This is a genomic window from Polaromonas sp. P1_F4 (genome assembly GCF_056405675.1).
This window is the reverse complement of record NZ_JBFUBP010000004.1, coordinates 247876-271579: the sequence shown is the minus strand read 5'-3', so window position 1 is coordinate 271579 and position 23704 is coordinate 247876. Positions and strand designations below refer to the sequence as shown.

The following is a 23704-nucleotide window of genomic DNA, read 5'->3' as shown; positions in this document are numbered from 1 at the left end:
TCAGCCCCAGGCAGGTTCGACTTCGCGGCCTTGGGCGAGCGCGATGATGTGTTCAATGCAGAACATCACAATAAGGACACCGGCAATGGACGCCGGCACATACCTCCAGCCCTCGGAAATCCAGAGGGTGGGCAAACGGTAGCTCCAGACCGAGATCGCCAGGTAGGCGCAGTTCCACGCCATCGCCGCGCCAAACAGCATGACCAGCACGTGGATCAGGTATTCCATCTTCAGGCGCAGCCAGTCCGGCGCCAGGATGAGCAAGGACTCCAGCCCGATGTGCCCGGCGTCACGGACACCGACAGCCACGCCGAACATGGTGACATACAGCACCAGAAGCAGGGCCAGGCTTTCCGCCCACGTGGGCGTGTTGTTCATCACGTAGCGGCCGAACACCTGCCAGCTCACCGCGCATATGAGCGCGATCAGCCCAAAAATGCCCAGCCACATGCAGGCCCGGGCCAGCTTGCGGCAAATAGTTGTATACATAAGGTTTCCCGGATCGTGAACCCGGCATTTAAATGGTTAGGTTGCGGCGAAAGGCAGCGCGGCAAAAAACTGTCGAAGAAATCGCGAATGATCGGAAAATAAGCAGCCCCCGGGAAGGCGCCTTGCGACATCCCCCGGTGGCTTCATTCAAAACTTACTTGGTGTCCTGAACGCGCTTGACCAATTCCTTGAGCTTGGCGTCCACGATGAACTTGTCATACACCGGCTTCATGGCAGCCTGGAAGGAAGCTTTGTCCACTTCGATGAACTCGGCGCCGCCGGCTTTGGCGATGGCCTTGGACTTGGCTTCGCGCTCGTCCCACAGCTTGCGCATGTACGGCACCGACTCTTTGGCTGCCTGGCGAAGGGCCTTCTGGTCATCCGGCGTCAGGCCGTCCCAGATGCGCTTGGAGAACAGCAGCATTTCAGGCGCCAGCGAGTGCTCGGTGATCGAGTAGTACTTGGCCACTTCAAAGTGACGCGAGCTCTCGTACGAGGGGTAGTTGTTTTCAGCGCCATCAACCAGGCCGGTCTTCAGGGCAGTGTAGACCTCGCCGTAAGGCATGGGCGTCGCATTGGCGCCCATCGCTTCCAGCAAAGCAACCCACAGGTCGGACTGCTGGACACGAATCTTCATGCCCTTGGCGTCGGCAAGTGTGCGGACAGGCTTTTTGGCCGTGTAGAGCGAGCGGGCGCCGCTGTCGTAGTAGGCCAGGCCCACAAAACCCATGGGCGCACAGGAGGCCAGGATTTCCTCGCCGATGGGGCCGTCAAGCACCTTGCGCATATGGTCCACAGAGCGGAACAGGAAAGGCATGGTCGGCACTTGCGTTTCAGGGCAGATGTTGTTCATCGGCGCGACGTTGATGCGAACCATCGGCAGCGCGCCGATCTTGGTCTGCTCGATGGTGTCTTTTTCATTGCCCAGCGAGCCGTTGTTGTAGACCTTGATGCTGTGCTTGCCGTTGGTCAACACCTTCAGGCGCTCACCCATGAACTTGACAGCCTCGACGGTGGGGTAACCGTCGGGGTGGATGTCCGACGAGCGGAACTCGGTAGCGAAGCTTGCCAGCGGCATCAGCGCCAGTGCAGCAGCAACTGCAAACAATGTTTTTTTAATCTTCATGTCTCATCCTCTAGGGTTGGTGGTGGAAAACAGGTAACAGGAACTTTTAATACAGGCACGCGGGCTCAGGCAGCCCGCGCACGCCAGGGCGCAGCGCGAACACACCGCCGGCCAGCGGCTGGTCAGATAAGTCGATGCCTTCGGGGCGTATCGACGTCACGAACAGGGTGTCGAGCCCGGCGCCGCCAAAGGCGCACATGGCAGGTTTTTTGACCGGCACGGCCAGCGAACGGTCCAGCTTGCCGATGGGCGTGAAGCGATGAATCAGGCCGGCGTCGTTGCCGCAGATCCAGTAGCAGCCGTCGGCGTCGACTGCCGCGCCATCAGGGCGGCCGGGTAGCGGGTTCATGTCGACAAAGACGCGCCGGTTGGATGGCGTGCCGGTCTCGGTGTCGTAGTCAAAGGCCCAGATGGTCTGTACCGACGGATGCGAGTCCGATAGGTACATGGTACGGCCGTCGGGGCTGAAGGCCATGCCGTTCGGCGTGATGAAGCCGTCCAGCAGCATTTTGAGTTCGCTATTCTTTTGATAGCTATAAATGCAGCCTACCCGTGCGCCAGCGGCCATATTCATCAACATGGTACCGGCAAGAAAGCGCCCCTGACGGTCGCAGCGACCGTCGTTGAAGCGCATGCCGGACATGGCATGGGTCACGGTGGCAAGCGGGTTGAACCCAAGCAGGCCATCTGCGCGTGGGCTCAGGCGGAACACGCCGCTTTCAGTGCCGGCGATCCAGTCTTGCGTTGCACCTATCGAGGCAACGCAGGCCAGCATTTCAGGGGCGGCCCATTCAGTCAGCGCGCCTTCGGCCACGCTCCAGCGGCACAACCTGCGCGCCGGAATATCAACCCAATAGAGCGCTTGTTCGGAGGCCCGCCAGACAGGGCTTTCCCCCGTGCCATTGCGCGCATCCAGAACCAGCTCGACGTGAGGCTCGCCCATGTTTATCCTGACCACTCAGTCGCCGAAAGGACCGGCTACTACGAAGCCGCCGCCCTGGTACTGGGCGATCGGGTCTTTCAGGTCAGGCGCGGGGGTTCGGGCGTAGACGGCCTCGCGAAAGATGTCCGAGCTATCTTTCGGCACATAACCGATGTGGCGTGCGCGGCTGTTGTCCCACCAGGTGACGGCGTTGTCGGACATGCCGAACACAATACTGTGGCCCAGCACCGGCGTGGTCAGGCAGGCGGTGATCAAGCGGTGCAGGTCGTCAAAGCTCAACCAGGTGGCCAGCATGCGGCGGTCTTTGGGCTCGGCAAATGAAGAGCCGATGCGCACGCAAGCGGTTTCAATGCCGTAGCGGTCAAAGTACAGGCGCGCGAGATCTTCACCGAAGGCTTTGCTCAGGCCGTACAAACCGTCGGGCCGCGGCGGATGGTCGGCATTGATGGTCTGGTCCTGGCGGTAAAAGCCGGTGACGTGATTGGAGCTGGCAAAGACGATGCGCTTGACGCCGTTCTTGCGCGCGGCCTCATACAAGTTATAGGCGCCAAGGATGTTGGCTTGCAGGATGGGGCCAAAGGGCCCTTCTACCGAGACACCGCCCAGGTGGACAATCGCGTCCACGCCCTGAACCATGGTGTGCACGGCGGCCGAGTCGGCCAGGTCGGCCAAAATCACCTCTTCGTTGGCCCCGGCAGCACCGAAAGGCTGCACGTCGGACAGTCGGAGTAGCGAGCAATTGGCCTTCAGGCGCTCGCGCAAGGCCTTGCCCAAGCCACCGGCCGCGCCGGTCAACAAGAGCTTTTCGTGAACTTTGATCGTCATTTTTTACATCTGTGCCCGGTGTGATTGCAAACACTGGACTTTTTTATGAAGTTTGTTAAAGTCAACCCAAGAACATCGCAGTCATAGGTTGTCTGATGACTTGGAATTCTCCAGTTCGCCCCCTAGCTTGTCAATGGTTTTTTAATGGACTCAAGGAAAACCCCTAGTCGCTCCGAGGCAGGCCTTACGGTTGGCTTTCACGAAGAGCCGTTGCGCATGCGCCGCCCCCGCGGACTGGTGAGTGAGATCGTCGAAAATCTGGCCACCAGCATCCGTTCAGGTCACCTGCAGCCGGGCGAAAAACTGCCCACTGAAGCCGAAATCATGGCCCGTTTTGACGTGAGCCGGACCGTGGTACGTGAGTCACTGTCCAAGCTCCAGGCCTCAGGGCTGGTCGAAACCCGGCACGGCATCGGCACCTTTGTCCTGCAACCGCAGGACGCCGGCAACTTCAAGATCACCGCCGAGGACTTTGCCACCGTGGCCGATGTGATCTCGGTGCTGGAGCTGCGCATCAGCCTGGAAACCGAAGCCGCCGGCCTTGCCGCCCAGAGGAGAACGCCAGAAAACCTCAAGGCCCTGGAAAATGCACTGCGCGCCTTTCACGACTCCATCAGCCTGGACTCCGACGCCGTGCCACCGGACTTCCAGTTCCATATGGAAGTGGCCCGCGCCACGGGCAACCGGCACTTCGCCGACCTGATGACCTACCTGGGCACCATGATCATTCCGCGCACTCGCGTCAACACGGCGCACAGCGCACCCGAAGGCCGCTTCAACTACCTGCAGCGGGTCAACAGCGAGCACGAGAGCATCTACAACGCCATTCGCAACCAGGATGCGGAAGCCGCACGCGCCGCCATGCGGACGCACCTGTCCAATAGCCGTGAACGGCTTCGCCGGGGCAATAACGCGCACACCATGCAGCCACCCGAAGAGCCTTCCGAACCTCAAGCACCCCGCACTCTGGGTACAAATCTGGTTGCATAAATAATCGGCGAGTTGTACGATAACTGATAAATTGTTTTATCAACCATCCTACAAGCAAGTCCGGTATGCCCGCTTCAAACGCTCCCGCAACAGCCCCTCACGCCCTTTCCCAAACTCCCCGAATCACTCGCGTGCAGGTGATTCCCGTGGCCGGCCAGGACAGCATGCTGTTAAACCTCAGCGGTGCCCACGGCCCGTTTTTTACCCGGAACCTGCTGATCCTGACCGATAGTTCAGGCCGCACCGGCGTAGGTGAAGTACCGGGCGGCGAGAAGATCCGCAACACCCTGGAAGACGCCCGTGAACTGATCGAAGGGCAATCGGTAGGCGCGTGGAACCAGATTCTCAACACCCTGCGCACACGTTTTGCCGACCGCGACAGCGGCGGCCGCGGCAACCAGACCTTCGACCTTCGTGTGGCGATTCATGCCGTCACTGCCGTGGAAAGCGCCCTGCTCGACCTGCTCGGGCAATTCCTGGGCGTGCCAGTGGCGGCGTTGCTTGGCGAAGGCCAGCAGCGGGATTCGGTGGCCATGCTGGGCTACCTCTTTTATGTGGCCGATCGCAAGCAGACGGACCTGGCCTATGGCAGTGCGCCGGATGCAGAGGACGACTGGCTGCGCCTGCGCCACGAGGCCGCCATCGACGCCGATGGCATCGTGGCACTGGCCGAAGCGGCTTACAAGCGGTACGGCTTCAAGGATTTCAAGCTCAAAGGCGGCGTGCTGCGGGGCGAGGAAGAGATGGAAGCCATCATCGCCCTCTCCGAACGTTTTCCCGATGCGCGCATCACACTGGACCCGAACGGCGGGTGGCTGCTCAAGGATGCCATCCGCATCTGCCAGGGCCGCGGCGATGTGCTGGCCTACGCAGAAGACCCCTGCGGCGCCGAAGGCGTGTTCTCCGGCCGCGAAGTGATGGCGGAGTTTCGCCGGGCCACCGGCCTGCCGACCGCCACCAACATGATCGCCACCGACTGGCGTGAGCTGTCGCACACCATTCACCTGCAGTCAGTCGATATCCCGCTGGCCGACCCGCATTTCTGGACCATGCAAGGCTCGGTACGCGTCGCGCAGATCTGTCAGACATGGGGGCTGACCTGGGGCTCGCACTCCAACAACCACTTCGACATTTCCCTGGCCATGTTCACCCACGTGGCTGCGGCCGCGCCGGGCAAAGTCACCGCGATTGACACGCACTGGATCTGGCAGGACGGCCAGCGCCTGACCAAGGCACCCTTGCAAATTGTGGACGGCCAGGTTGCAGTGCCGAAAACACCGGGCCTCGGCGTAGAGCTGGACATGGCTGAAGTGGAAAAAGCGCACCAGCTTTATCTCAAGCACGGCCTCGGTGCGCGCGACGATGCCGTGGCCATGCAATACCTGATCCCCGACTGGAAATTCAACAACAAGATGCCCTGCATGGTTCGATAAATCCAGCAGGTCGCCGGAATTTAGAGGATTCCGGAAACCTGCCATGCCCATTTGCATAGGGCATCCACCAAGCGCCGGGGGCGGTATACCGCGGCGCCCTTTCCCCACCAACGATACCCACTGAGCCACTAAAACAATCAGGAGACAAGACATGAAACGCAGAACCCTTTGCAGCATTGCGGGTGCGACGCTGCTGGCACTGGCCGGCACGCTGGGCGCAGGCGCCGCCGCAGCCCAGACCAAACTCAAATGGGCTCACGTCTACGAGACCTCGGAGACCTTTCACAAGCAAGCGGTCTGGGCCGCCGACGAAATCAGGAAGAAGACCAACGGCCGCTATGTGGTGGAGGTCTTCCCGGCCTCATCCCTGGGCAAGGAAACCGACATCAACCAGGGTCTGACACTGGGCACCGTCGACATCATCTACACCGGCGCGGCCTTTGCCGGGCGTGCACACCCGCCGCTGTCGATCGCCGCCGCGCCTTTTGTGTTTCGCGATTACGCGCACTTCCAGGCATTCCGTAACGGCCCGATCTTTCAGGAGCTGGCTCAGGGTTATGCCAGCAAAACCGGCGGCCAGCACATTGCAGGCTACACCTACTACGGCCTGCGCCACATGACCTCCAACAAGGTCATCAACAAACCAGACGACATGAAGGGCCTCAAGCTGCGCGTACCCGACGCACCACTTTTTGTGATGTTCCCAAGGGCCGTGGGCGCGAACCCGACGCCCATCGCCTTTGCCGAGGTCTACCTGGCGCTGCAAAACGGCACGGTCGATGCACAGGAAAACCCGCTGCCCACTATCGAGGCCAAAAGGTTTTACGAAGTCCAGAAATACATCACCCTGACCGGCCACATCACCGAATCGCTGCTCACGGCCGTGTCGAGCTCGGTCTGGTCCAAACTCAGTGAGGCCGACAAGAAGGTCTTCGACCAGGTGCTCTGGGAGGCGTCGAGCCGCGCCAGCCAGGACATCGTCGATGCCGAAAACCGCCTGGTCGCCGAGTTCGAGAAGAAAGGCAAAACCGTCAACAAGGTAGACCGCGCGCCTTTTGCCGCAGCGGTCTTGCCTTCGCTGACCGCAGCCGATGCCCCCTGGCCCAAGAGCCTGTATGAGCGCATTCAGGCCATCAAGTAAGTAGTTCCAGCCAACACCATCAGACAACACACAGGAGACACCATGAAACGCCGTTCCCTCATCCATTCCGCACTTGCTGCCGCTGCCCTGTCGGCGCTGGGCCTTCCCGCCCTCGCACAAGACAAATGGCCCAGCAAGCCCATCACCTTCATCGTGCCGTTTCCTGCAGGCGGCACCACCGACATCCTGGGCCGGCTGATTGGCCAAAAACTCGGGCCGGTACTCGGCACCACCATCGTGATTGACAACAAGGGCGGTGCTGGCGGCAGCGTCGGCTCGGAAGTCGCGTCCCGCGCACCGGCAGATGGCTACACGATGCTGGGCGGCACCGTCAGCTCGCATGCCATCAATGTGAGCCTTTACCCGAAACTGGGCTACGACCCGATCAAGTCTTTCTCGCCGGTGGCGCTCATCGGCACCAACCCGGTCGTGCTGGTGGTGGGGGCCAACAGCCCTTACAAAACGCTGCAGGACGTGCTGGCCGCCGCGAAGGCCAAACCCAAAACCATTTCGTCCGCATCGGCCGGCAGCGGCACGTCGCAGCATCTTTCGCTGGAACTGCTGGGCTTCAAGTCGGGCACCCAGTTCATCCATGTGCCCTACAAAGGCAGCGGCCCCGCCATCCAGGACGTGATCGGCGGGCAGGTGGACATGATGTTCGACACCACGGTCGTGGCAGGTCCGCATATCCAGAGCGGCAAGGTGCGTGCGCTGGCGGTCACCTCCGCCAAGCGCCTGGAGTCCATGCCGAACGTGCCCACGGTGGCCGAATCCGTCCCCGGATTTGAGGTTGCCTCATGGCAAGCCATTTTTGTTCCCACCGGCACCCCCAAGCCCATCATTGACAGGCTGCACGATGAAATCATGAAAATCACCGCGCAGCCCGAGATGCAGGAACGCCTCAAAGGGCTGGGCATGCAACCGTCCAGCATGACGATCGAGCAGGTCTCCGCCTTCCAGAAGGCAGAGGTCGAGAAATGGGCGCAAGTCATCAAGGCGGCCAACGTCAAGCTTGACTGAACATGCCGTCCGTACCCAGCCCTGCGCGGCTACGCCTCGCCGTCATTGGTGCAGGGCTGGGCTCGGCACCTCACTTCCGAAGTCTTGAAGACCTGGCCAGCGAAGCAGACGTCGCCTGGGTTTATGCGCGAAACGCCGAACGACTGGCCGCTGTAGAAGTGCCCCAAGGGGCGCGCCGAACCACACGCCTGGAAGATATTCTGGAAGACGCCAGCGTAAAAGCCGTGCTGGTTCTCACGCCGCCCAATACCCATCTTGATCTTGTCCAGCAGGCTGCGCATGCGGGCAAGCACGTGCTGGTCGAAAAACCCCTCGAAATTGATTTGAACCGGGCCAACGCATTGGTCGAGACTTGCGAAACCGCGGGCGTCATGCTGGGGGTGATGCTGCAGCACCGCATGCGCGACGCGGCCCTTGCCGTGGCAGCACTGCTGCGTGACGACGCTATGGGCCCGCTGGTCAGCGCCGCCGCGTCGATCCGGTGGTGGCGGCCACAAAGTTATTACGATGAGCCCGGACGCGGCACCCTGGCGCGGGACGGCGGCGGCGTGCTGATCACGCAAGCCATTCATACGCTCGACCTGCTGCTCAGCTTCACCGGCATGCCGGAGCGCGTCACAGGCGTTGCCAGCACCAGCGCAGTGCATCGCATGGAGGGCGAAGACACGGCTGCCGCACTGCTGCACTACGGCAGCGGTGCGGTCGCTGTGGTTCAGGCCACCACGGCGGCCTACCCCGGTTTTCCCGAGCGCATTGAACTCAACTTCATCCAGGGCACCGTGACGCTGGAAGGCGGTGAAATGCAGGCGGTTTTTTCCAGCGGAAAGACGCTGACCGCTGGTGCACGCCAGGCCTCCGGCGGAGGCGCCAACCCCATGGCCTTCGACCATGCCGCTCATCGCGCCGTGCTGCAGGATTTCATTCGCGCTGTCCGGAATGGATGCGCGCCCGCCGTGACGGGGCGCTCCGCACTTGGCGTGCAACAGGTGATTGAAGCGATCATGGAGTCCTCCAGAACAGGCAGCGCTGTAGCACTTCATCCGGCAACACGGATCCCGGTGATGTAGGTAGAAATGATGCGCTTGGGCTTACCCGGTGCGTTCTTTAAGCCCATTGCCGCATCCGGCGCATCAGGGTTTTCCAAGAGAGTTTCAGGCTGTAGTCCAACCGCAGCGGGCGTGGGCAGCTATAAAACTCGTAGCAGTCAGCAATTTGCGTTATATTTGGCCCCAAGCTTTCGAAGCTTTCTGCTTAACAACCCCCTGTGACCAAACTGTGACCCGAGGAGATAACCTGATGAGTGCCAAAGAAAATGCAGCGGTAGGCCAATTGCTTGAACTGCTGGAAGCACGCTACGCACTGCGCGTGCTGTGGGCCCTGAAAGACGGCCACCCCCAGACGTTCCGCCTCCTGCAAGACAGCATCGGCAGCATCACACCCAACACCCTCAATACCCGCATCAAGGAATTGCGCGCAGCCGGCCTGCTGGGCCACGGCAGTGACGGCTACACGGTCACCACGCTGGGCGCCGACCTGCTCAAGCGTCTGAACGACCTGCAGGCATTTGCCGGCAAGTGGGCCGTCAGTCAGACCAAGAAAAAGTAAATTACCTGGCAGCCTGGCCCGAAAAAAAAGCGACCTTCGAGGTCGCTTTTTTGTTGCGCTGTTTTACCGATCAACAGGTATTCATGTGGTGTTCATCCACGCACTTCCCGCCGCCCTAATCCACTGCAGCGCCGGAACGTTTCACTGCATCACCCCACAGGGTCATGCTGCCGGCAATATGCCTGGCCAGCTCCTCAGGGGTGCCCGGCGCCACCTCGGCTCCACGCGACTGCAGCTGTGCGCGCAATTCCGGATCTGCCAGGGCTTTGTGGATCGCTTCGTTCAGGCGATTGACGATGGGCCTGGGCGTTCCGGCCGGAACAAAAATCGCGTCCCACGCGCTGACATCAAATCCGGGCAAGCCCGACTCCGCAATGGTGGGTAAATCCGGCCAGCCCGCCACGCGCGTGGCCGTGGTCACCGCCAATGGTTTGACGCGCCCGCTTTTCGCCTGCGGTGCGGCATTCGGCATGACCTCGATCATCATGTCGACCTGCCCGCCGATCAGGTCCGTCATGGCCTGTGCGCCGCCGCGGTAAGGTATGTGCACCACCGCCAGGCCCGCGCGCGACTTGTAGATTTCTCCGGCCAGGTGGGACGTCGTGCCGTTGCCGGCAGAGCCAAAGGTGTATTTGCCCGGGTTGGACTTGAGCAGTTTGGTGAGTTCCGCCATGGAGTTGACTTGCAACGTGGGCCGCACCACCACCATGGCGGCAATGCGGGTGAGCTGGGTCACGGGCTCGAAGTCGCGAGACGGGTTGAAGCCGGGCGCCTTGTAGATCGCGTGATTGATCGCATGCGTGCCATTGGTGCCGTACAGCAGGGTATAGCCATCGGCCGGCGCCTTGGCAGCCGCTGCGCTGCCCACATTGCCGCCGGCGCCGCCCAGGTTTTCCACCACGACAGGTTGGCCCAATTCCCTGGCGGCACGCTGCATGACCAGCCGGGCCAGCGTGTCACCGCCACCACCCGCAGGAAAAGGAACGATCAGCTTGATGGGCTTGCTGGGGTAAGTTGCGACCGGCTGGGCTTGCGCGACGGACAAGCCCATGAAGACAAGCACCAACGATGCGGCACAAGCCGCTACCAGCCGCGTTTCGGTGCGGGCAAGCCGTCGCAAGGGATGAAGGCGGGATAGATTCATGGTGTCTCCTGGGGTGGTATCTGCCGCATCGCTGGCGGCGAATTGATGGCTCGTGGGCTATTCAGGTGGTCAGAGGTGAAAATACTTAGTTATCTTATTTTATTGCACGCAATAGTGGCTTTATTAATCTTGTTAACCCTAATAAATCTCAATACTGCATGCAATAATCTATCAATTCGTCCAGCTACGACCAACCATCACAGCCTATGTCTTCCCAGATTGACTACACCACGCAGCAATTGAGGCAAAGAATCCTCAGCGGCCAGATGGTTCCCGGCGAACGAATGGTGGAGCTTGAGCTGTCCGCCCAATTGGCGGTTTCGCGCACACCGATCCGTATTGCGCTCGGTGAGCTGGAAAAGGAAGGCTTGCTGGAACGCCTGCCGACACGCGGCTTTCGCGTCAGGCAATTTAGCGTTGACGAAATTGCCAATGCAGTCGACGTGCGGGGCGTATTGGAAGGCATGGCGGCCCGACAGGCGGCCGAGCGCGTCATTACGCCCGAAACCCGGGAGGCTCTGCAGGCCTGCGTCGAGGAAGGCCGTCTGCTGCTGGAGCAGGCACGGGCCGCCGGCCATGTGATTGACGCAGCCCGCTGGGTACCGATGAACGCCCGCTTTCATGGTGCCCTGGCGCACGCCGCCGGCAACAGCACATTGACCTCCGCACTGGCCCACGTCAGCAAAACACCAATGGCCGGCGCCGGTGCGCTCAGCCTGAACGGTGCCCTGCCCTTGCTGGAATACGGGTTCATCCAGCGCGCGCAAACCGACCACGAAGATGTGCTGGCCGCACTGCTGGCCGGTGAAGGGGCGCGCGCCGAAGCCCTGATGCGCGAACATGCCCACCGCAGCCGTGACAACAAGCGCGAGCTGATGATGCGCATGCAGAGACCGGCAGCGCCTTGAAGCGGTTTTTGCCGTCTCCACCTGAAATTTCGACGTTTTAGCCTTTCAGCCCAACAGGAATGTGCGCCAGCAGCTATCAATAACATAGCATCAGGCCTGCATTCGGGCGCCATTCGTTGGGCAGCCAGAACCAGCCCCACCGGCCGGGAACATGAGTGTCCAGCCACTACAATTCAGGCCACGAACCAGTTTCTACGGCTGGGGCACACCGGTCCACACAGGAACGGCAGGGCCCCAACTGCGCTGGACACCCCTGGCCGCACACCCGCAGCCAAACTATCTGGACCAAAAACGAAGCCCCTGTCTTGAAAAGGGCTTTGCCATCCCCAGCTGGAAACATTACCAGCTTCAACCCTGTTTTCGAGCATGTCTGACAATACACAACCCGAACAAAATCAACCACTTAGCGGTGAGCCCAGTCCTGAAGAACTGGAAGCGGCGCAGGCTGCAAACGAGTTTGACGCGCTGACCGTCGCACAAGCCGAAGTCGCCACGCTGCAGGCCAAGAACACCGAGCTGGCCGACAGCTACCTGCGCGCCAAGGCTGAGACCGAAAACGCCCGCCGCCGTGCCGACGAAGAAGTCGCCAAGGCCCGTAAATTTGCCCTGGAAAGCTTTGCCGAAAGCCTGCTGCCGGTGGCAGACAGCCTGGAAGCCGGGCTGGCGATCAAGGACGTCACGCCCGAGCAGATCCGCGAAGGCGCCGAAGCCACACTCAAGCAGCTCAAAAGCGCACTTGAGCGCAACAAGGTGGTCGCCATTGACCCGGCTCCCGGCACCAAATTCGACCCGACCCAGCACCAGGCGATCAGCATGGTGCCCGCCGAGCAGGAAGCCAACACCGTGGTCAACGTGCTGCAAAAAGGCTACCTGATCGCCGAGCGCGTGCTGCGCCCCGCCCTGGTCACGGTGGCAGCCCCCAAGTAAAAAACCTCTTAAAAAACCTTGAAAACATTGTTGAAGCCCTTGAAGCCACACAACTTACCCACAAGTTATCAACATAGTTAATCCATACCGCGGCCAGCGGCACTGAACACCCCGGCCGCCCCACCTTCAATCTTTAACGAATCAAAAAAGCAGGAGTAAATCATCATGGGAAGAATCATCGGCATTGACCTCGGCACCACCAACAGCTGCGTGTCCGTCATGGAGGGCAACACCCCCCGCGTGATCGAGAACTCGGAAGGCGTGCGCACCACCCCTTCCATCGTGGCTTACCAGGAAGACGGCGAAGTGCTGGTCGGTGCGTCCGCCAAGCGCCAGGCCGTGACCAATCCCAAGAACACCCTGTACGCCGTCAAGCGTTTGATCGGCCGCAAGTTCACCGAAAAAGAAGTCCAGAAGGACATCGCGCTGATGCCCTACGCCATCGTGGCCGCCGACAACGGCGACGCCTGGGTGGAAGTGCGCGGCAAGAAGCTGTCGGCCCAGCAAGTCAGCGCCGACATCCTCCGCAAGATGAAGAAAACCGCCGAAGACTATCTCGGTGAGCCCGTGACCGAAGCCGTGATCACCGTGCCTGCGTACTTCAACGATGCACAGCGCCAGGCCACCAAAGACGCCGGCCGCATTGCCGGCCTTGAAGTCAAGCGCATCATCAACGAACCCACCGCAGCAGCTCTCGCCTTCGGCCTGGACAAGCAGGAAAAGGGCGACCGCAAGATCGCCGTGTATGACCTGGGCGGCGGCACCTTCGACATCTCCATCATCGAGATCGCCGATGTCGACGGTGAAAAGCAGTTCGAAGTTCTCTCCACCAACGGCGACACCTTCCTGGGCGGCGAAGACTTCGACCAGCGCGTCATCGACTACATCGTGGCCGAGTTCAAGAAGGACAGCGGCATCGACCTGTCGAAGGACGTGGTGGCCCTGCAGCGCCTGAAAGACTCGGCTGAAAAGGCCAAGATCGAGCTGTCCAACAGCCCGGCCACCGAAGTCAACATTCCCTACATTGCGCACGACCCCGCGACCGGCCCCAAGCACTTGCTGGTCAAGCTGACCCGCGCCAAGCTTGAAAGCCTGGTTGACGAACTCATCGAGCGCACGATTGCGCCTTGCCGCATCGCCATGAAGGATGCCGGCGTCAGCGCGGCCGACATCCATGACGTGATTTTGGTCGGCGGCCAGACCCGCATGCCCAAGGTGCAGGAAAAGGTCAAAGAGCTCTTCGGCAAGGAACCCCGCAAGGATGTGAACCCCGATGAAGCCGTGGCTGTGGGCGCAGCGATTCAAGGCCAGGTTCTCTCCGGCGACCGCACCGACGTGCTGCTGCTGGACGTCACCCCGCTGTCCCTCGGTATCGAAACCATGGGCGGCGTGATGACCAAGATGATCAAGAAGAACACGACCATCCCGACCAAGTTCGCACAGACCTTCTCGACCGCTGAAGACAACCAGCCGGCCGTGACGATCAAGGTGTTCCAGGGCGAGCGCGAAATCGCTTCGGGCAACAAGGGCCTGGGCGAGTTCAATCTCGAGGGGATTCCGCCCGCAGCACGCGGCACGCCGCAGATTGAAGTGTCATTCGACATCGACGCCAACGGCATCCTGCACGTCGGCGCCAAAGACAAAGGCACCGGCAAGGAAAACAAGATCACCATCAAGGCCAACTCAGGTTTGTCTGAAGCTGAAATCCAGCAGATGGTGAAAGACGCCGAGCTGAACGCCGAAGAAGACAAGAAAAAAGTCGAGTTCGTCACCGCCAAGAACAACGCTGAAGCCATGGTGCACAGCGTGAAAAAATCGCTGGGTGAATACGGCGACAAGCTCGAAGCCGGTGAAAAGGAAAAGATCGAAGCCGCCATCAAGGACATGGAAGAAGCGCTCACTGGCGACGACAAGGCCGCCATCGACGCCAAGAACACGGCCCTGATGGAAGCCAGCCAGAAGCTCGGCGAAAAAATGTACGCCGACATGCAGGCATCGCAGGCGGCAGCCGGTGGTGACGCAGGCGCAGCGGGCGCCGCCCAGGCTGAAGCCAAACCGGTCGACGACAATGTCGTGGACGCTGAAGTCAAGGAAGTCAAAAAGGGCTAAGCGCTTTTTTACAAAGCACCCCTGCATTGGCGCGATAACTGCATGCAAAAGCAGACGGCAAAGGCAGCCAGCAAAGGCGGAAAACCGGGAGCAATCCAGGATTTCCGCTTTTGCGTTTCCCGCTGACCCTCACAACAACGATTCCTGACTGACCTGCCATGGCCACCAAAAAAGACTACTACGACACGCTGGGCGTTGCCAAAAACGCCAGCGATGAAGACATTAAAAAGGCGTATCGCAAACTCGCGATGAAGCACCACCCCGACCGCAACCAGGGGGATGCGTCCAAGGTTGCCGAAGAAAAATTCAAGGAGGCCAAAGAAGCCTACGAGATGCTTTCCGACGAGAACAAGCGCGCGGCCTATGACCAGTACGGCCACGCCGGTGTAGACCCCAACATGCGCGGTGGCCCGGGTGCGGAAGGCTTTGGCGGCTTTGCCGAAGCCTTTGGCGATATCTTCGGCGACGTGTTCGGCGGCCAGCGCGGCGGGGCACAGCGCGGCGGTGGCCGGCAGGTTTACCGTGGCGGCGACTTGAGCTACGCCATGGAAGTCACGCTCGAAGAAGCCGCTAATGGCAAGGACGCACAGATTCGCATTCCGAGCTGGGACGACTGTAATACCTGCCACGGCAGCGGCGCCAAGCCCGGCACCAAGGTGGTGACCTGCACCACCTGCCATGGCCACGGCGTGGTGCAGATGCGCCAGGGTTTCTTCAGCGTGCAGCAGACCTGTCCGCAGTGCAAAGGCACCGGCAAGCTGATTCCCGAACCTTGCGTGACCTGCCACGGCGTGGGCAAGACCAAGAACAACAAGACACTCGAAGTCAAAATCCCCGCGGGCATCGACGACGGCATGCGCATCCGTTCCACTGGGAATGGCGAGCCGGGTACCAACGGCGGCCCGCCCGGCGACCTCTACATCGAGATCCGCCTGAAGAAGCACGACATCTTCGAGCGCGACGGTGACGACCTGCACTGCGCCGTGCCCATCAGCTTCACCACTGCCGCGCTGGGCGGCGAAATTGAAGTGCCGACACTCGCCGGCAAAGCGGCCATCGACATTCCCGAAGGCACCCAGGCGAGCAAACAGTTCCGTCTGCGCGGCAAGGGCATCAAGGGCGTGCGCTCCAGCTACCCGGGTGACCTGTATTGCCACATCACGGTCGAGACACCGGTCAAACTGACCGAGCACCAGCGCAAGCTGCTCAAGGAGCTGGACGAGTCGCTGAAAAAAGGCGGAGCCAAGCATTCACCCAGCGAAGAAGGCTGGGCCGACAAGCTCAAGAGCTTCTTCAGCGCCTGATCCCCGCGCCCCAGAAAATGCCGGACCTGCTCCGGCATTTTTTATGGCCGGGCGCTACACACTGTCACACGCCTGTCGTGATCAGACACATACGATCAGCCCTTTAACTCCGGAAACACCCATGACCGTATCGACCCGCCAGGCCGTGAAGCAAGGCAGCCTGCTCGCCCTTGTTTGCAGCAGCGTACTACTCACCGCTTGCTCCTCCTCAGGCACAACATCTCAAGCAGGCCTGCCCACCCTTGATGGCAAGGCGCCACTGGTCATCGCCCACCGCGGTGCTTCGGGTTATGTGCCGGAAGAAACGATGGAAGCCTATGTGCGCGCGATCGAACTGGGCGCCGACGTGATCGAGATGGACCTGGTCGTGACCAGGGACGGCGTGCTCGTCACCCGTCACGACCCCAATCTGGCGATCAGCACCGACGTGGCCAAACACCCTGAATTCGCCTCACGCAAGAAGACCATCCAGGTCGACGGCGAAACGCAGACCGGCTGGTTCAGCAACGACTTCACACTGGCTGAGATTCGCACCCTGGGCGCGATCTCGACCGACGCCGAGCGCCCGCAGCAGTTCAATGGCCAATACAAGATCCCGACCCTTCAGGAAGTAGTGGACATGGCCAAGGCCCAATCCATCAAGACAGGCCGCACGATTGCGATATACCCGGAAACCAAGAACCCGACCTACTTCCGGGAACTCGGCCTGCCGATGGAGGACAAGCTGATCGCCATCATCAATGCTGCCGGATGGAACAGCAAGACCGCGCCCATCTACGTGCAGTCGTTTGAACCCGGCAGCCTGAAGTACATGAAGAGCAAGGGCCTCAATACGAAACTGATCCAGCTCGTCGACGGCGACGGCATTGACCCGAAAACCGGCCGCGTGACCTTTGCCGTGCCGAGCGACCGCCCTTACGACTGGACCAAGGCCGGCGACAAGCGTTTCTTCAGCGCCATGGTCACACCCGCGGGCCTGGCCGAGATCAAGACCTACGCCGATGGCATCGGCCCCTGGAAGCGCTACATCATCAGCACCAAGGGCACCTTCGGCGCCGACGGCAAGCAGGTCGACATCAACCGTGATGGCAAGCTCAATGATGCAGACTCCATCTCGCAGCCAGCCACCAGCTTCGTCGCCGATGCGCACAAGGCAGGCCTGTTCGTTCATCCCTTCACCTTCCGCAATGAGTCGCGCCGCCTGGCCAGCGACTACCAGGGCGATGCCAAGGCCGAGTACCTGGCCTTCTACCGCACCGGTGTGGACGGCGTGTTCACCGACTTCACCGACACCGCCATCGCCGCCCGGACGCAGTACCTGAAAGAAGCCGGCCGCTGAGCAAGCCGTGGCGGGCTTCACCCGCCAGACCTCAATGCTATGAAATTAATAGCTGCTTGCGCCCATATTTAATGGGCCAGGCAGCTTTTTCATTTATGGAGAAGGCCATGCAGGCTCCGCTCCCACGATGCGCGGCATATTCCAGCCTTAGGGTCGGCTACACAGCCCGGGTGTATGGCCCAGCTTTTCTCAAAATGAAACATCGGGCCCATGAAGATACGGCTTCAGGGGAGACTTCAGCGACGGTGACTGGCTTATAGTGACCTACGCACAGAACCTCATTCCCACTCACTTTCAAGCGCAAACCCAACACACCATGAAAACCAAAGCCGCAGTCGCCTGGAAATCAGGCCAGCCCCTGACCATTGAAACCGTGGACCTGCAAGGCCCCAAGTTCGGCGAGGTGCTCGTCGAGATCAAGGCCACCGGCATCTGTCATACCGACTACTACACGCTCTCGGGCGCCGACCCGGAAGGCATCTTCCCGGCCATCCTCGGTCACGAGGGCGCAGGCATTGTGGTGGATGTCGGCCCTGGCGTGACGACGCTCAAAAAAGGCGACCACGTCATCCCGCTCTACACGCCTGAATGCCGGCAGTGCAAGTTCTGCCTTTCGCGCAAGACCAATTTGTGCCAGCTGATTCGCGGCACGCAGGGCAAGGGCCTGATGCCCGACGCCACCAGCCGCTTCAGCCTGGACGGTAAACCCATCTTTCACTACATGGGCACCAGCACCTTCAGCAACTACACCGTCGCCCCTGAAATCTCGCTGGCCAAGATCCGCGAAGACGCGCCCTTTGACAAGGTCTGCTACATCGGCTGCGGCGTCACCACCGGCATCGGTGCGGTGCTCTTTACCGCCAAGGTCGAAGCCGGCGCCAACGTCGTGGTGTTCGGCCTGGGCGGCATTGGACTCAATGTGATCCAGGGCGCGAAGATGGTGGGTGCCGACAAGATCATCGGTGTGGACATTAACCCCGCGCGGCAGGAGATGGCGCGCAAGTTCGGCATGACGCACTTCATCAACCCGAAGGAAACCGAAAACGTGGTCGACGCCATCGTGCAGTTGACCGACGGCGGCGCCGACTACAGCTTTGAATGCATAGGCAACACCAAGGTGATGCGTCAGGCGCTGGAATGCACACACAAGGGCTGGGGCCGCAGCATCATCATCGGCGTGGCGGAAGCCGGCGCCGAGATCAGCACCCGCCCCTTCCAGCTGGTAACCGGCCGCAAATGGGAAGGTTCAGCCTTCGGCGGCGCGCGCGGCCGCACCGATGTGCCGAAGATTGTGGATTGGTACATGGAGGGCAAGATCAATATCGACGACCTGATCACGCACACCATGCCGCTCGAAGACATCAATAAGGGTTTCGATCTAATGAAAAGCGGCGAATCCATTCGTGGTGTTGTCGTCTATTAGCCCCCACGGTCGCTCACTTCGCGTAGCTCCCTGCCCCCCGAGGGGGCCGCTGCGCCTGCGGTCTGGCAAAGCCAGTCCCGCGGCCCCTGCTTGAACAGAAAGACATCCATGACGACACAACTGGAATTGCTCAGCGAACACGGCTGCTTCGGCGGTGTGCAGCGCTTTTACCAGCATGACTCGCGCGAGGTCGGCTTGCCGATGAAGTTCTCGGTGTTCCTGCCGCCGCAAGCCATGACTGGGGAGAAGGTGCCGGCGCTGATCTACCTGGCGGGCCTGACCTGCAACGAAGAAACCTTCATGATCAAAGCCGGTGCGCAGCGCCTGGCAGCAGAGCTGGGCCTGGCGTTGATTGCGCCCGACACCAGCCCGCGTGGCGCGAAAATTCCGGGGGAGACCGACAGCTGGGATTTCGGCCGCGGCGCGGGCTTCTATCTTGATGCGACACAGGCGCCGTGGTCACGGCACTACCGCATGGAAAGCTACATCACGGCAGAGCTGCTGCCGCTTCTGACGGGCACCCTGCCGATTGATGCAGCACGCATCGGCATCTTCGGCCACTCGATGGGCGGTCACGGCGCGTTAACGCTCGCGCTCAGGCATCCGGATCTTTTCACATCGGTCTCAGCGTTTGCACCTATCTGCGCGCCCAGCCAGTGCCCGTGGGGCCGCAAGGCGTTTACCGGCTATCTCGGCAGCGATGAATCAAACTGGGTTGAACACGACGCCACCGCCTTGATGAACCTGATGCCCGCAGCGCCCTACCCTGGCGGTATCCGCATAGACCAGGGACTGGATGATAAATTCCTCGCCGAGCAGTTGTACCCCGAGCTCTTTGAAGCCGCCTGCGCCAAGGCGGGCCAGCCGCTGGCGCTACACCGCCATGTGGGCTATGACCACGGCTACTACTTCATCGCAACCTTCATGGCCGAACACCTGCGGCACCATGCGCAGCAGCTGGGTCTGGCAGTGGCCGCTTGATTGAAGACCGTGAGCAGGCCTTAAGCCTGCATTAAGGCCGCCCCAATACAATCCAGCGCTATGCCGCTGCGCCCTTCCCCTTCCGCATCCTCCACATCGCGGCCCGTTCATCTGACCACTGTGCGGCAAGACGCCGGCATGCGGCCGTTGTGGCTGGTGGTCATTGCAAGCCTGTGGATCGCCACGGTATGCAATATGGCCTTGTGGCGCGAGCTGGCCCGCCTGCCGGGCCTTACCGGGGGCCAGGCGGCGGTCATAAGCATCGCCTTGGCGCTGGTGATTGCGCTGGCGACCACCGCGCTGCTCAGCGTGCTGGCCTGGCGCTGGACGCTCAAGCCCGCCATCACGCTCTTTCTGCTGTCGGCCGCTTTCGGTGCCTATTTCATGGTGACTTATGGCGTGGTCATCGACAAGACCATGATGATCAATACGCTGCAGACTGATGTGCGCGAAACACGCGACCTGCTGAACTGGCGACTGATAGCCACGGTGCTGGTGCTGGCGGTGCTGCCGATGATTTTCCTGTGGCGGCAAAAAGTCAGGCGTGCAGGCGCAGTGCGGCAGGTACTCACCAACGCCGCCACCTTGACCGGCGCCTGTGTGCTGCTGGTGCTGGTGGTGTTTTTGTTCTTCCAGAGCATTGCCTCTGTGATGCGCAACTACACGCATGTGCGCTACCTCATCAATCCGCTCAATTCCTTCTACGCGCTAGGCGCCATCGCGGCCAAGCCCTTCCAGCGCGACGAATCCACTCTGTTGCCGTTGGGTGAAGACGCAAAACTCGGTGCCAATTACACAGCCCAAACCAAGCCACCGCTACTGTTGCTGGTGCTGGGTGAAACAGCGCGCAGCGCCAACTTTTCGCTCAACGGCTACGGCCGGCCCACCAACCCGCTGCTCGCAAATGAGAACGTCGTGAGCCTGCGCAACGCATGGTCGTGCGGCACCAGCACGGCTGCGTCGGTGCCCTGCATGTTCTCCAACTTCGGGCGTGAAGCCTATGACTCACGCCCGGCCAATTACGAAGGCATGCTGGACGTGCTACAGCGCGCGGGCCTGGCCGTGCTGTGGATAGACAACCAGTCAGGTTGCAAGGGCGTGTGCGACCGCGTTCCCAACGTCAACACAGTACAGCTCAAAGTACCGGGCTTGTGTGACAGCGGTGAATGTTTTGACGAAGTGATGCTGCACGGCATTGACGAGCGCATTGCCGCATTGCCGGCCGAGCGCCGCGCCAAAGGCGTGGTGGTCGTGATGCACCAGATGGGCGGCCATGGCCCGGCGTACTACAAGCGCTCGCCGCAAGCCGTCAAAAAATTCCTGCCCGAGTGCACCGACAACGCGCTGCAAAGCTGCAGCCATGAAGGCCTGCTCAATGCCTATGACAACAGCATCGTCTACACCGACAAATTGCTGGCGTCATCCATCCAGTGGCTCAAGGCACAGGAAGCGCGCAGCGCGCCGGCCCTGCTGTACCTGGCCGACCACGGCGAGTCTCTGGGCGAAAACAACCTCTACCTGCACGGCATGCCCTACGGTATTGCGCCTGAAGTGCAAAAGCGCGTGCCGTGGATCACCTGGCTCTCGCCCGAGTTCGAGCAGCGCAACAAGCTGACCACCGCGTGCCTGAAGCAGCAGCTGGACGCGCCGGTGAGCCATGACAACTACTTTCACTCGGTGCTCGGTCTGATGAATGTGCAGACCAGCGTCTACAAAGCCGCGCTCGACATCTACGCGCATTGCGTCAAGCCCTGAATCTGCACGGCGGCTGCCGGCCTGCGATCATCCGGATGCGCCGTAGGGCTTTTGGCGCCCTGCATGCACCAATGTGATGGCAGATTTAATATTCACTTTTCATCTCAATAACAATTCTCTTATGCAAGGGTTGAATATGAATATTCGCAAGGCTGTCGCCTCCAGCATCGCCTCCACACTCCTTTTGACATTCGCGCTTAGCGCCAGCGCAGCGGATTTGCTCGACACCGTCAAGCAGCGCGGCACGCTCAAAGTTGCGCTCGAAGGCACCTACCCGCCCTTCAACTACAAGGAGGGCGGCCAGCTCGCCGGCTTTGAAGTGGAACTGGCCAATGCGCTGGCGCAGAAGATGGGCGTCAAAGCCGAGTTCTCCACCAGCGAGTGGAGCGCCATCCTCGCGGGCCTGCAGGCCGGCAAGTACGACGTGGTGATCAACCAGGTGGGCATCACTGACAAGCGCAAGGAGACCTTTGATTTCTCCGAGCCCTACACCATCTCCGCCCCGCAGCTGATCATCCGCAAGGACGAAAAGCGCGAGTTCAAGACGCTGGCCGACCTCAAGGGCAAGAAGCTCGGCCTGGGCCAGGGCACCAACTACGCCGACATCGCCAAAAAAGTCGGCGGCATCGACGTCAAGACCTACCCCGGCGCGCAAGAGTATTTGCAGGATCTGGCACTGGGCCGCATCGACGCCGCGCTCAACGACAGCCTGCTCATCCCCTACATCGTCAAGCAGACCAAGCTGCCGCTCAAGCCCGGTGCGCCCGTGGGCGAGCTTGAAAAGTCCGGCATTCCTTTTGTGAAAAACAACCCGAAGTTCAAGGCCGCCATCGACAAGGCGCTGGCAGACCTGCAAGCCGACGGCAGCTTCGCGAAGATATCGAACAAATGGTTTGACCGTGACGTGAGCAAGCCGCCTGTCGCCGTGAAATAACCGAAGTAACATTCGATCAGCCGCGCGCCGCCTTTCGGCAGGCGCCTAAAACAACCCCGGCGCTACGCCGGGGTTTTTATTTGTGGAGACCCTTATGGACCTGACCGGCTTGACCCAGTTGCTGCGCGATGCCCTGCCGCTGATGCTCAAAGGCGCGGCGTGGACGCTGTTGCTGGCGGTGGCGTCTGTTTTCTTCGGCGCCATCATCGGCACCCTCGTGGCAGTCACGCGGCTGGCCAAGGTGCAGGTACTTTCGCAGTTTGCAACGCTGTATGTCAGCTGCATGCGCGGCACGCCGCTGCTGGTGCAGCTCTTCGTCATTTACTTCGGCCTGCCCAGCATCGGCATCCAGTTTGACCCGATCAGCGCAGGCATCCTGGGCCTGAGCCTGAACGTGGGCGCCTACCTGTCGGAAACCATCCGCGGCGCGATCAACGGCGTGGAACACGGCCAATGGAATGCGGCCCGCAGCCTGGGCCTGACGCAGGCGCAAACCCTGCGCTACGTCATCGGCCCGCAGGCCCTGCGCCTGGCAGTGCCCAGCCTGTCGAACAGCCTGATCAGCCTGATCAAGGACACCTCGCTCGTCTCGGTGATTGCCGTGGGCGAGCTGATGCTGGCGACCAAGGAAGTGATTGCCACGACCTTTCAGCCCTTTCCGCTGTACCTGGCGGCGGCGGGCATTTACTGGGCGATGAGTGCCTCGTTTGAAACGCTGCAGAAGAAGCTCGAAGTGCGCCTCAACCGCAGCTACCTGCGCTAGCGAAGCGCCGGTCACCAGAATCAGGTGTCGCCGATCAAACCACTCTGAATCGCCTGCTCGGTATTCGCAAAAATCGCCATCGCGGTCAGCATGCGCCGAAAGCCCAGCTTGCGGTAAAACGGCTCCTTGCCGGCGACCGCGTAGAGGATGATTTTTTTGTGACCGCTGGAAAGCCGCACCAGCGCTGCAACCATGTCTTTGCCCATGCCTGATCCCTGCCGGTCCGGCGCCACTGCGATGTCGCAGATGTAAGAGCAGTCCCTGCCGTCTGCTACCGCACGGCCCGCAGCGATCAGCTTGCCGGCGTCATACACAAAACACTTGAACATGCTGTTGGAGAAGACGACCTGCAGGTCCACAGGCTTCTTGTCGCCCAAGGGGGCAACGCGGTAGAGATTGGAGAGCTCTTCCCAGTCCGCATCGGCCATGCCTTCCGATGAATATTTCCAGTCAAGCGCCAAGGTGAACTCCTTTTATTTTCAAACGGCATGAGGCGTGATGCACACGCTTTTTGGACTATAGCCCTCGCGTCGAACTGACACGTG

Annotated in this window: 22 protein-coding genes; 16 read left to right on the top strand and 6 right to left on the bottom strand. The window is 60.8% G+C overall.

Annotated elements, in window-relative coordinates; translation table 11 throughout:
- The 4 genes from AC1DYQ_RS11080 to AC1DYQ_RS11065 all read right to left on the bottom strand — a co-directional run bounded on the left by AC1DYQ_RS11080 (position 1) and on the right by AC1DYQ_RS11065 (position 3383).
- On the bottom strand, positions 1-489 hold the full coding sequence (locus AC1DYQ_RS11080) for a TRAP transporter small permease (RefSeq protein ID WP_477686833.1): 489 nt from the start codon (positions 487-489) through the stop codon (positions 1-3).
- Positions 490-643: 154 nt separating this feature from the next.
- Positions 644-1615 carry a TRAP transporter substrate-binding protein gene (locus AC1DYQ_RS11075; RefSeq protein WP_477686832.1) on the bottom strand — a complete coding sequence of 324 codons (972 nt, stop codon included), beginning with the start codon at positions 1613-1615 and terminating at the stop codon, positions 644-646.
- Between the two features lie 46 nt (positions 1616-1661).
- Positions 1662-2558: an SMP-30/gluconolactonase/LRE family protein gene (locus tag AC1DYQ_RS11070; protein WP_477686831.1), complete on the bottom strand. Its 897-nt coding sequence runs from the start codon at positions 2556-2558 to the stop codon at positions 1662-1664.
- A gap of 15 nt (positions 2559-2573) precedes the next feature.
- Complete coding sequence (locus AC1DYQ_RS11065) at positions 2574-3383, bottom strand: NAD-dependent epimerase/dehydratase family protein (RefSeq protein WP_477686830.1); 810 nt, start codon at positions 3381-3383, stop codon at positions 2574-2576.
- A 216-nt stretch (positions 3384-3599) separates the two neighbouring features.
- Between AC1DYQ_RS11065 and AC1DYQ_RS11060 the strand changes: the two genes are divergently transcribed.
- The 6 genes from AC1DYQ_RS11060 to AC1DYQ_RS11035 all read left to right on the top strand — a co-directional run bounded on the left by AC1DYQ_RS11060 (position 3600) and on the right by AC1DYQ_RS11035 (position 9572).
- Complete coding sequence (locus AC1DYQ_RS11060) at positions 3600-4373, top strand: FadR/GntR family transcriptional regulator (RefSeq protein WP_477671062.1); 774 nt, start codon at positions 3600-3602, stop codon at positions 4371-4373.
- 65 nt (positions 4374-4438) lie between these two features.
- Positions 4439-5806: a glucarate dehydratase gene (gene gudD / locus AC1DYQ_RS11055; RefSeq protein ID WP_477686829.1), complete on the top strand. Its 1368-nt coding sequence runs from the start codon at positions 4439-4441 to the stop codon at positions 5804-5806.
- A gap of 151 nt (positions 5807-5957) precedes the next feature.
- A complete protein-coding gene (locus tag AC1DYQ_RS11050; protein ID WP_477686828.1) occupies positions 5958-6947 on the top strand; it encodes a sialic acid TRAP transporter substrate-binding protein SiaP in 990 nt (329 codons plus the stop codon).
- A gap of 42 nt (positions 6948-6989) precedes the next feature.
- Entirely contained in the window at positions 6990-7967 is a 978-nt protein-coding gene (locus AC1DYQ_RS11045) for a Bug family tripartite tricarboxylate transporter substrate binding protein (RefSeq protein WP_477686827.1), read from the top strand.
- A gap of 2 nt (positions 7968-7969) precedes the next feature.
- Positions 7970-9034 (top strand): Gfo/Idh/MocA family protein, encoded by a 1065-nt coding sequence (locus AC1DYQ_RS11040; protein WP_477686826.1) that lies wholly within the window; start codon positions 7970-7972, stop codon positions 9032-9034.
- Positions 9035-9263: 229 nt separating this feature from the next.
- Positions 9264-9572: a winged helix-turn-helix transcriptional regulator gene (locus tag AC1DYQ_RS11035; protein ID WP_457278868.1), complete on the top strand. Its 309-nt coding sequence runs from the start codon at positions 9264-9266 to the stop codon at positions 9570-9572.
- A gap of 115 nt (positions 9573-9687) precedes the next feature.
- Here the strand turns inward: AC1DYQ_RS11035 and AC1DYQ_RS11030 are convergent, their stop codons facing one another.
- Positions 9688-10716 carry a Bug family tripartite tricarboxylate transporter substrate binding protein gene (locus AC1DYQ_RS11030; RefSeq protein WP_477686825.1) on the bottom strand — a complete coding sequence of 343 codons (1029 nt, stop codon included), beginning with the start codon at positions 10714-10716 and terminating at the stop codon, positions 9688-9690.
- A gap of 206 nt (positions 10717-10922) precedes the next feature.
- Between AC1DYQ_RS11030 and AC1DYQ_RS11025 the strand changes: the two genes are divergently transcribed.
- The 10 genes from AC1DYQ_RS11025 (at position 10923) to AC1DYQ_RS10980 (ending at position 23159) form a co-directional block, all read left to right on the top strand.
- Positions 10923-11624: a GntR family transcriptional regulator gene (locus AC1DYQ_RS11025; RefSeq protein WP_477686824.1), complete on the top strand. Its 702-nt coding sequence runs from the start codon at positions 10923-10925 to the stop codon at positions 11622-11624.
- A gap of 366 nt (positions 11625-11990) precedes the next feature.
- A complete protein-coding gene (gene grpE / locus AC1DYQ_RS11020; protein ID WP_477686823.1) occupies positions 11991-12551 on the top strand; it encodes a nucleotide exchange factor GrpE in 561 nt (186 codons plus the stop codon).
- Between the two features lie 165 nt (positions 12552-12716).
- Positions 12717-14660 (top strand): molecular chaperone DnaK, encoded by a 1944-nt coding sequence (gene dnaK / locus AC1DYQ_RS11015; RefSeq protein WP_477686822.1) that lies wholly within the window; start codon positions 12717-12719, stop codon positions 14658-14660.
- A gap of 158 nt (positions 14661-14818) precedes the next feature.
- On the top strand, positions 14819-15964 hold the full coding sequence (gene dnaJ, locus AC1DYQ_RS11010; protein ID WP_457278873.1) for a molecular chaperone DnaJ: 1146 nt from the start codon (positions 14819-14821) through the stop codon (positions 15962-15964).
- Positions 15965-16085: 121 nt separating this feature from the next.
- The gene (locus AC1DYQ_RS11005; RefSeq protein ID WP_477686821.1) at positions 16086-17303 is read left to right on the top strand and encodes a glycerophosphodiester phosphodiesterase; all 1218 of its coding nucleotides are present in this window, start codon (positions 16086-16088) and stop codon (positions 17301-17303) included.
- Between the two features lie 316 nt (positions 17304-17619).
- The gene (locus AC1DYQ_RS11000; protein WP_477671073.1) at positions 17620-18726 is read left to right on the top strand and encodes an S-(hydroxymethyl)glutathione dehydrogenase/class III alcohol dehydrogenase; all 1107 of its coding nucleotides are present in this window, start codon (positions 17620-17622) and stop codon (positions 18724-18726) included.
- Between the two features lie 108 nt (positions 18727-18834).
- Entirely contained in the window at positions 18835-19707 is an 873-nt protein-coding gene (gene fghA, locus AC1DYQ_RS10995) for an S-formylglutathione hydrolase (RefSeq protein WP_477686820.1), read from the top strand.
- A gap of 60 nt (positions 19708-19767) precedes the next feature.
- The gene (locus tag AC1DYQ_RS10990) at positions 19768-21462 is read left to right on the top strand and encodes a phosphoethanolamine transferase (RefSeq protein ID WP_477686819.1); all 1695 of its coding nucleotides are present in this window, start codon (positions 19768-19770) and stop codon (positions 21460-21462) included.
- 136 nt (positions 21463-21598) lie between these two features.
- On the top strand, positions 21599-22396 hold the full coding sequence (locus AC1DYQ_RS10985) for a transporter substrate-binding domain-containing protein (RefSeq protein ID WP_477686918.1): 798 nt from the start codon (positions 21599-21601) through the stop codon (positions 22394-22396).
- Between the two features lie 94 nt (positions 22397-22490).
- On the top strand, positions 22491-23159 hold the full coding sequence (locus tag AC1DYQ_RS10980) for an amino acid ABC transporter permease (protein ID WP_477686818.1): 669 nt from the start codon (positions 22491-22493) through the stop codon (positions 23157-23159).
- Between the two features lie 20 nt (positions 23160-23179).
- Here AC1DYQ_RS10980 and AC1DYQ_RS10975 read toward each other — a convergent pair whose 3' ends face one another.
- Positions 23180-23620, bottom strand: coding sequence for a GNAT family N-acetyltransferase (locus AC1DYQ_RS10975; protein ID WP_477686817.1), 441 nt, complete (start codon positions 23618-23620; stop codon positions 23180-23182).
- Between the last annotated feature and the right edge of the window lie 84 nt (positions 23621-23704).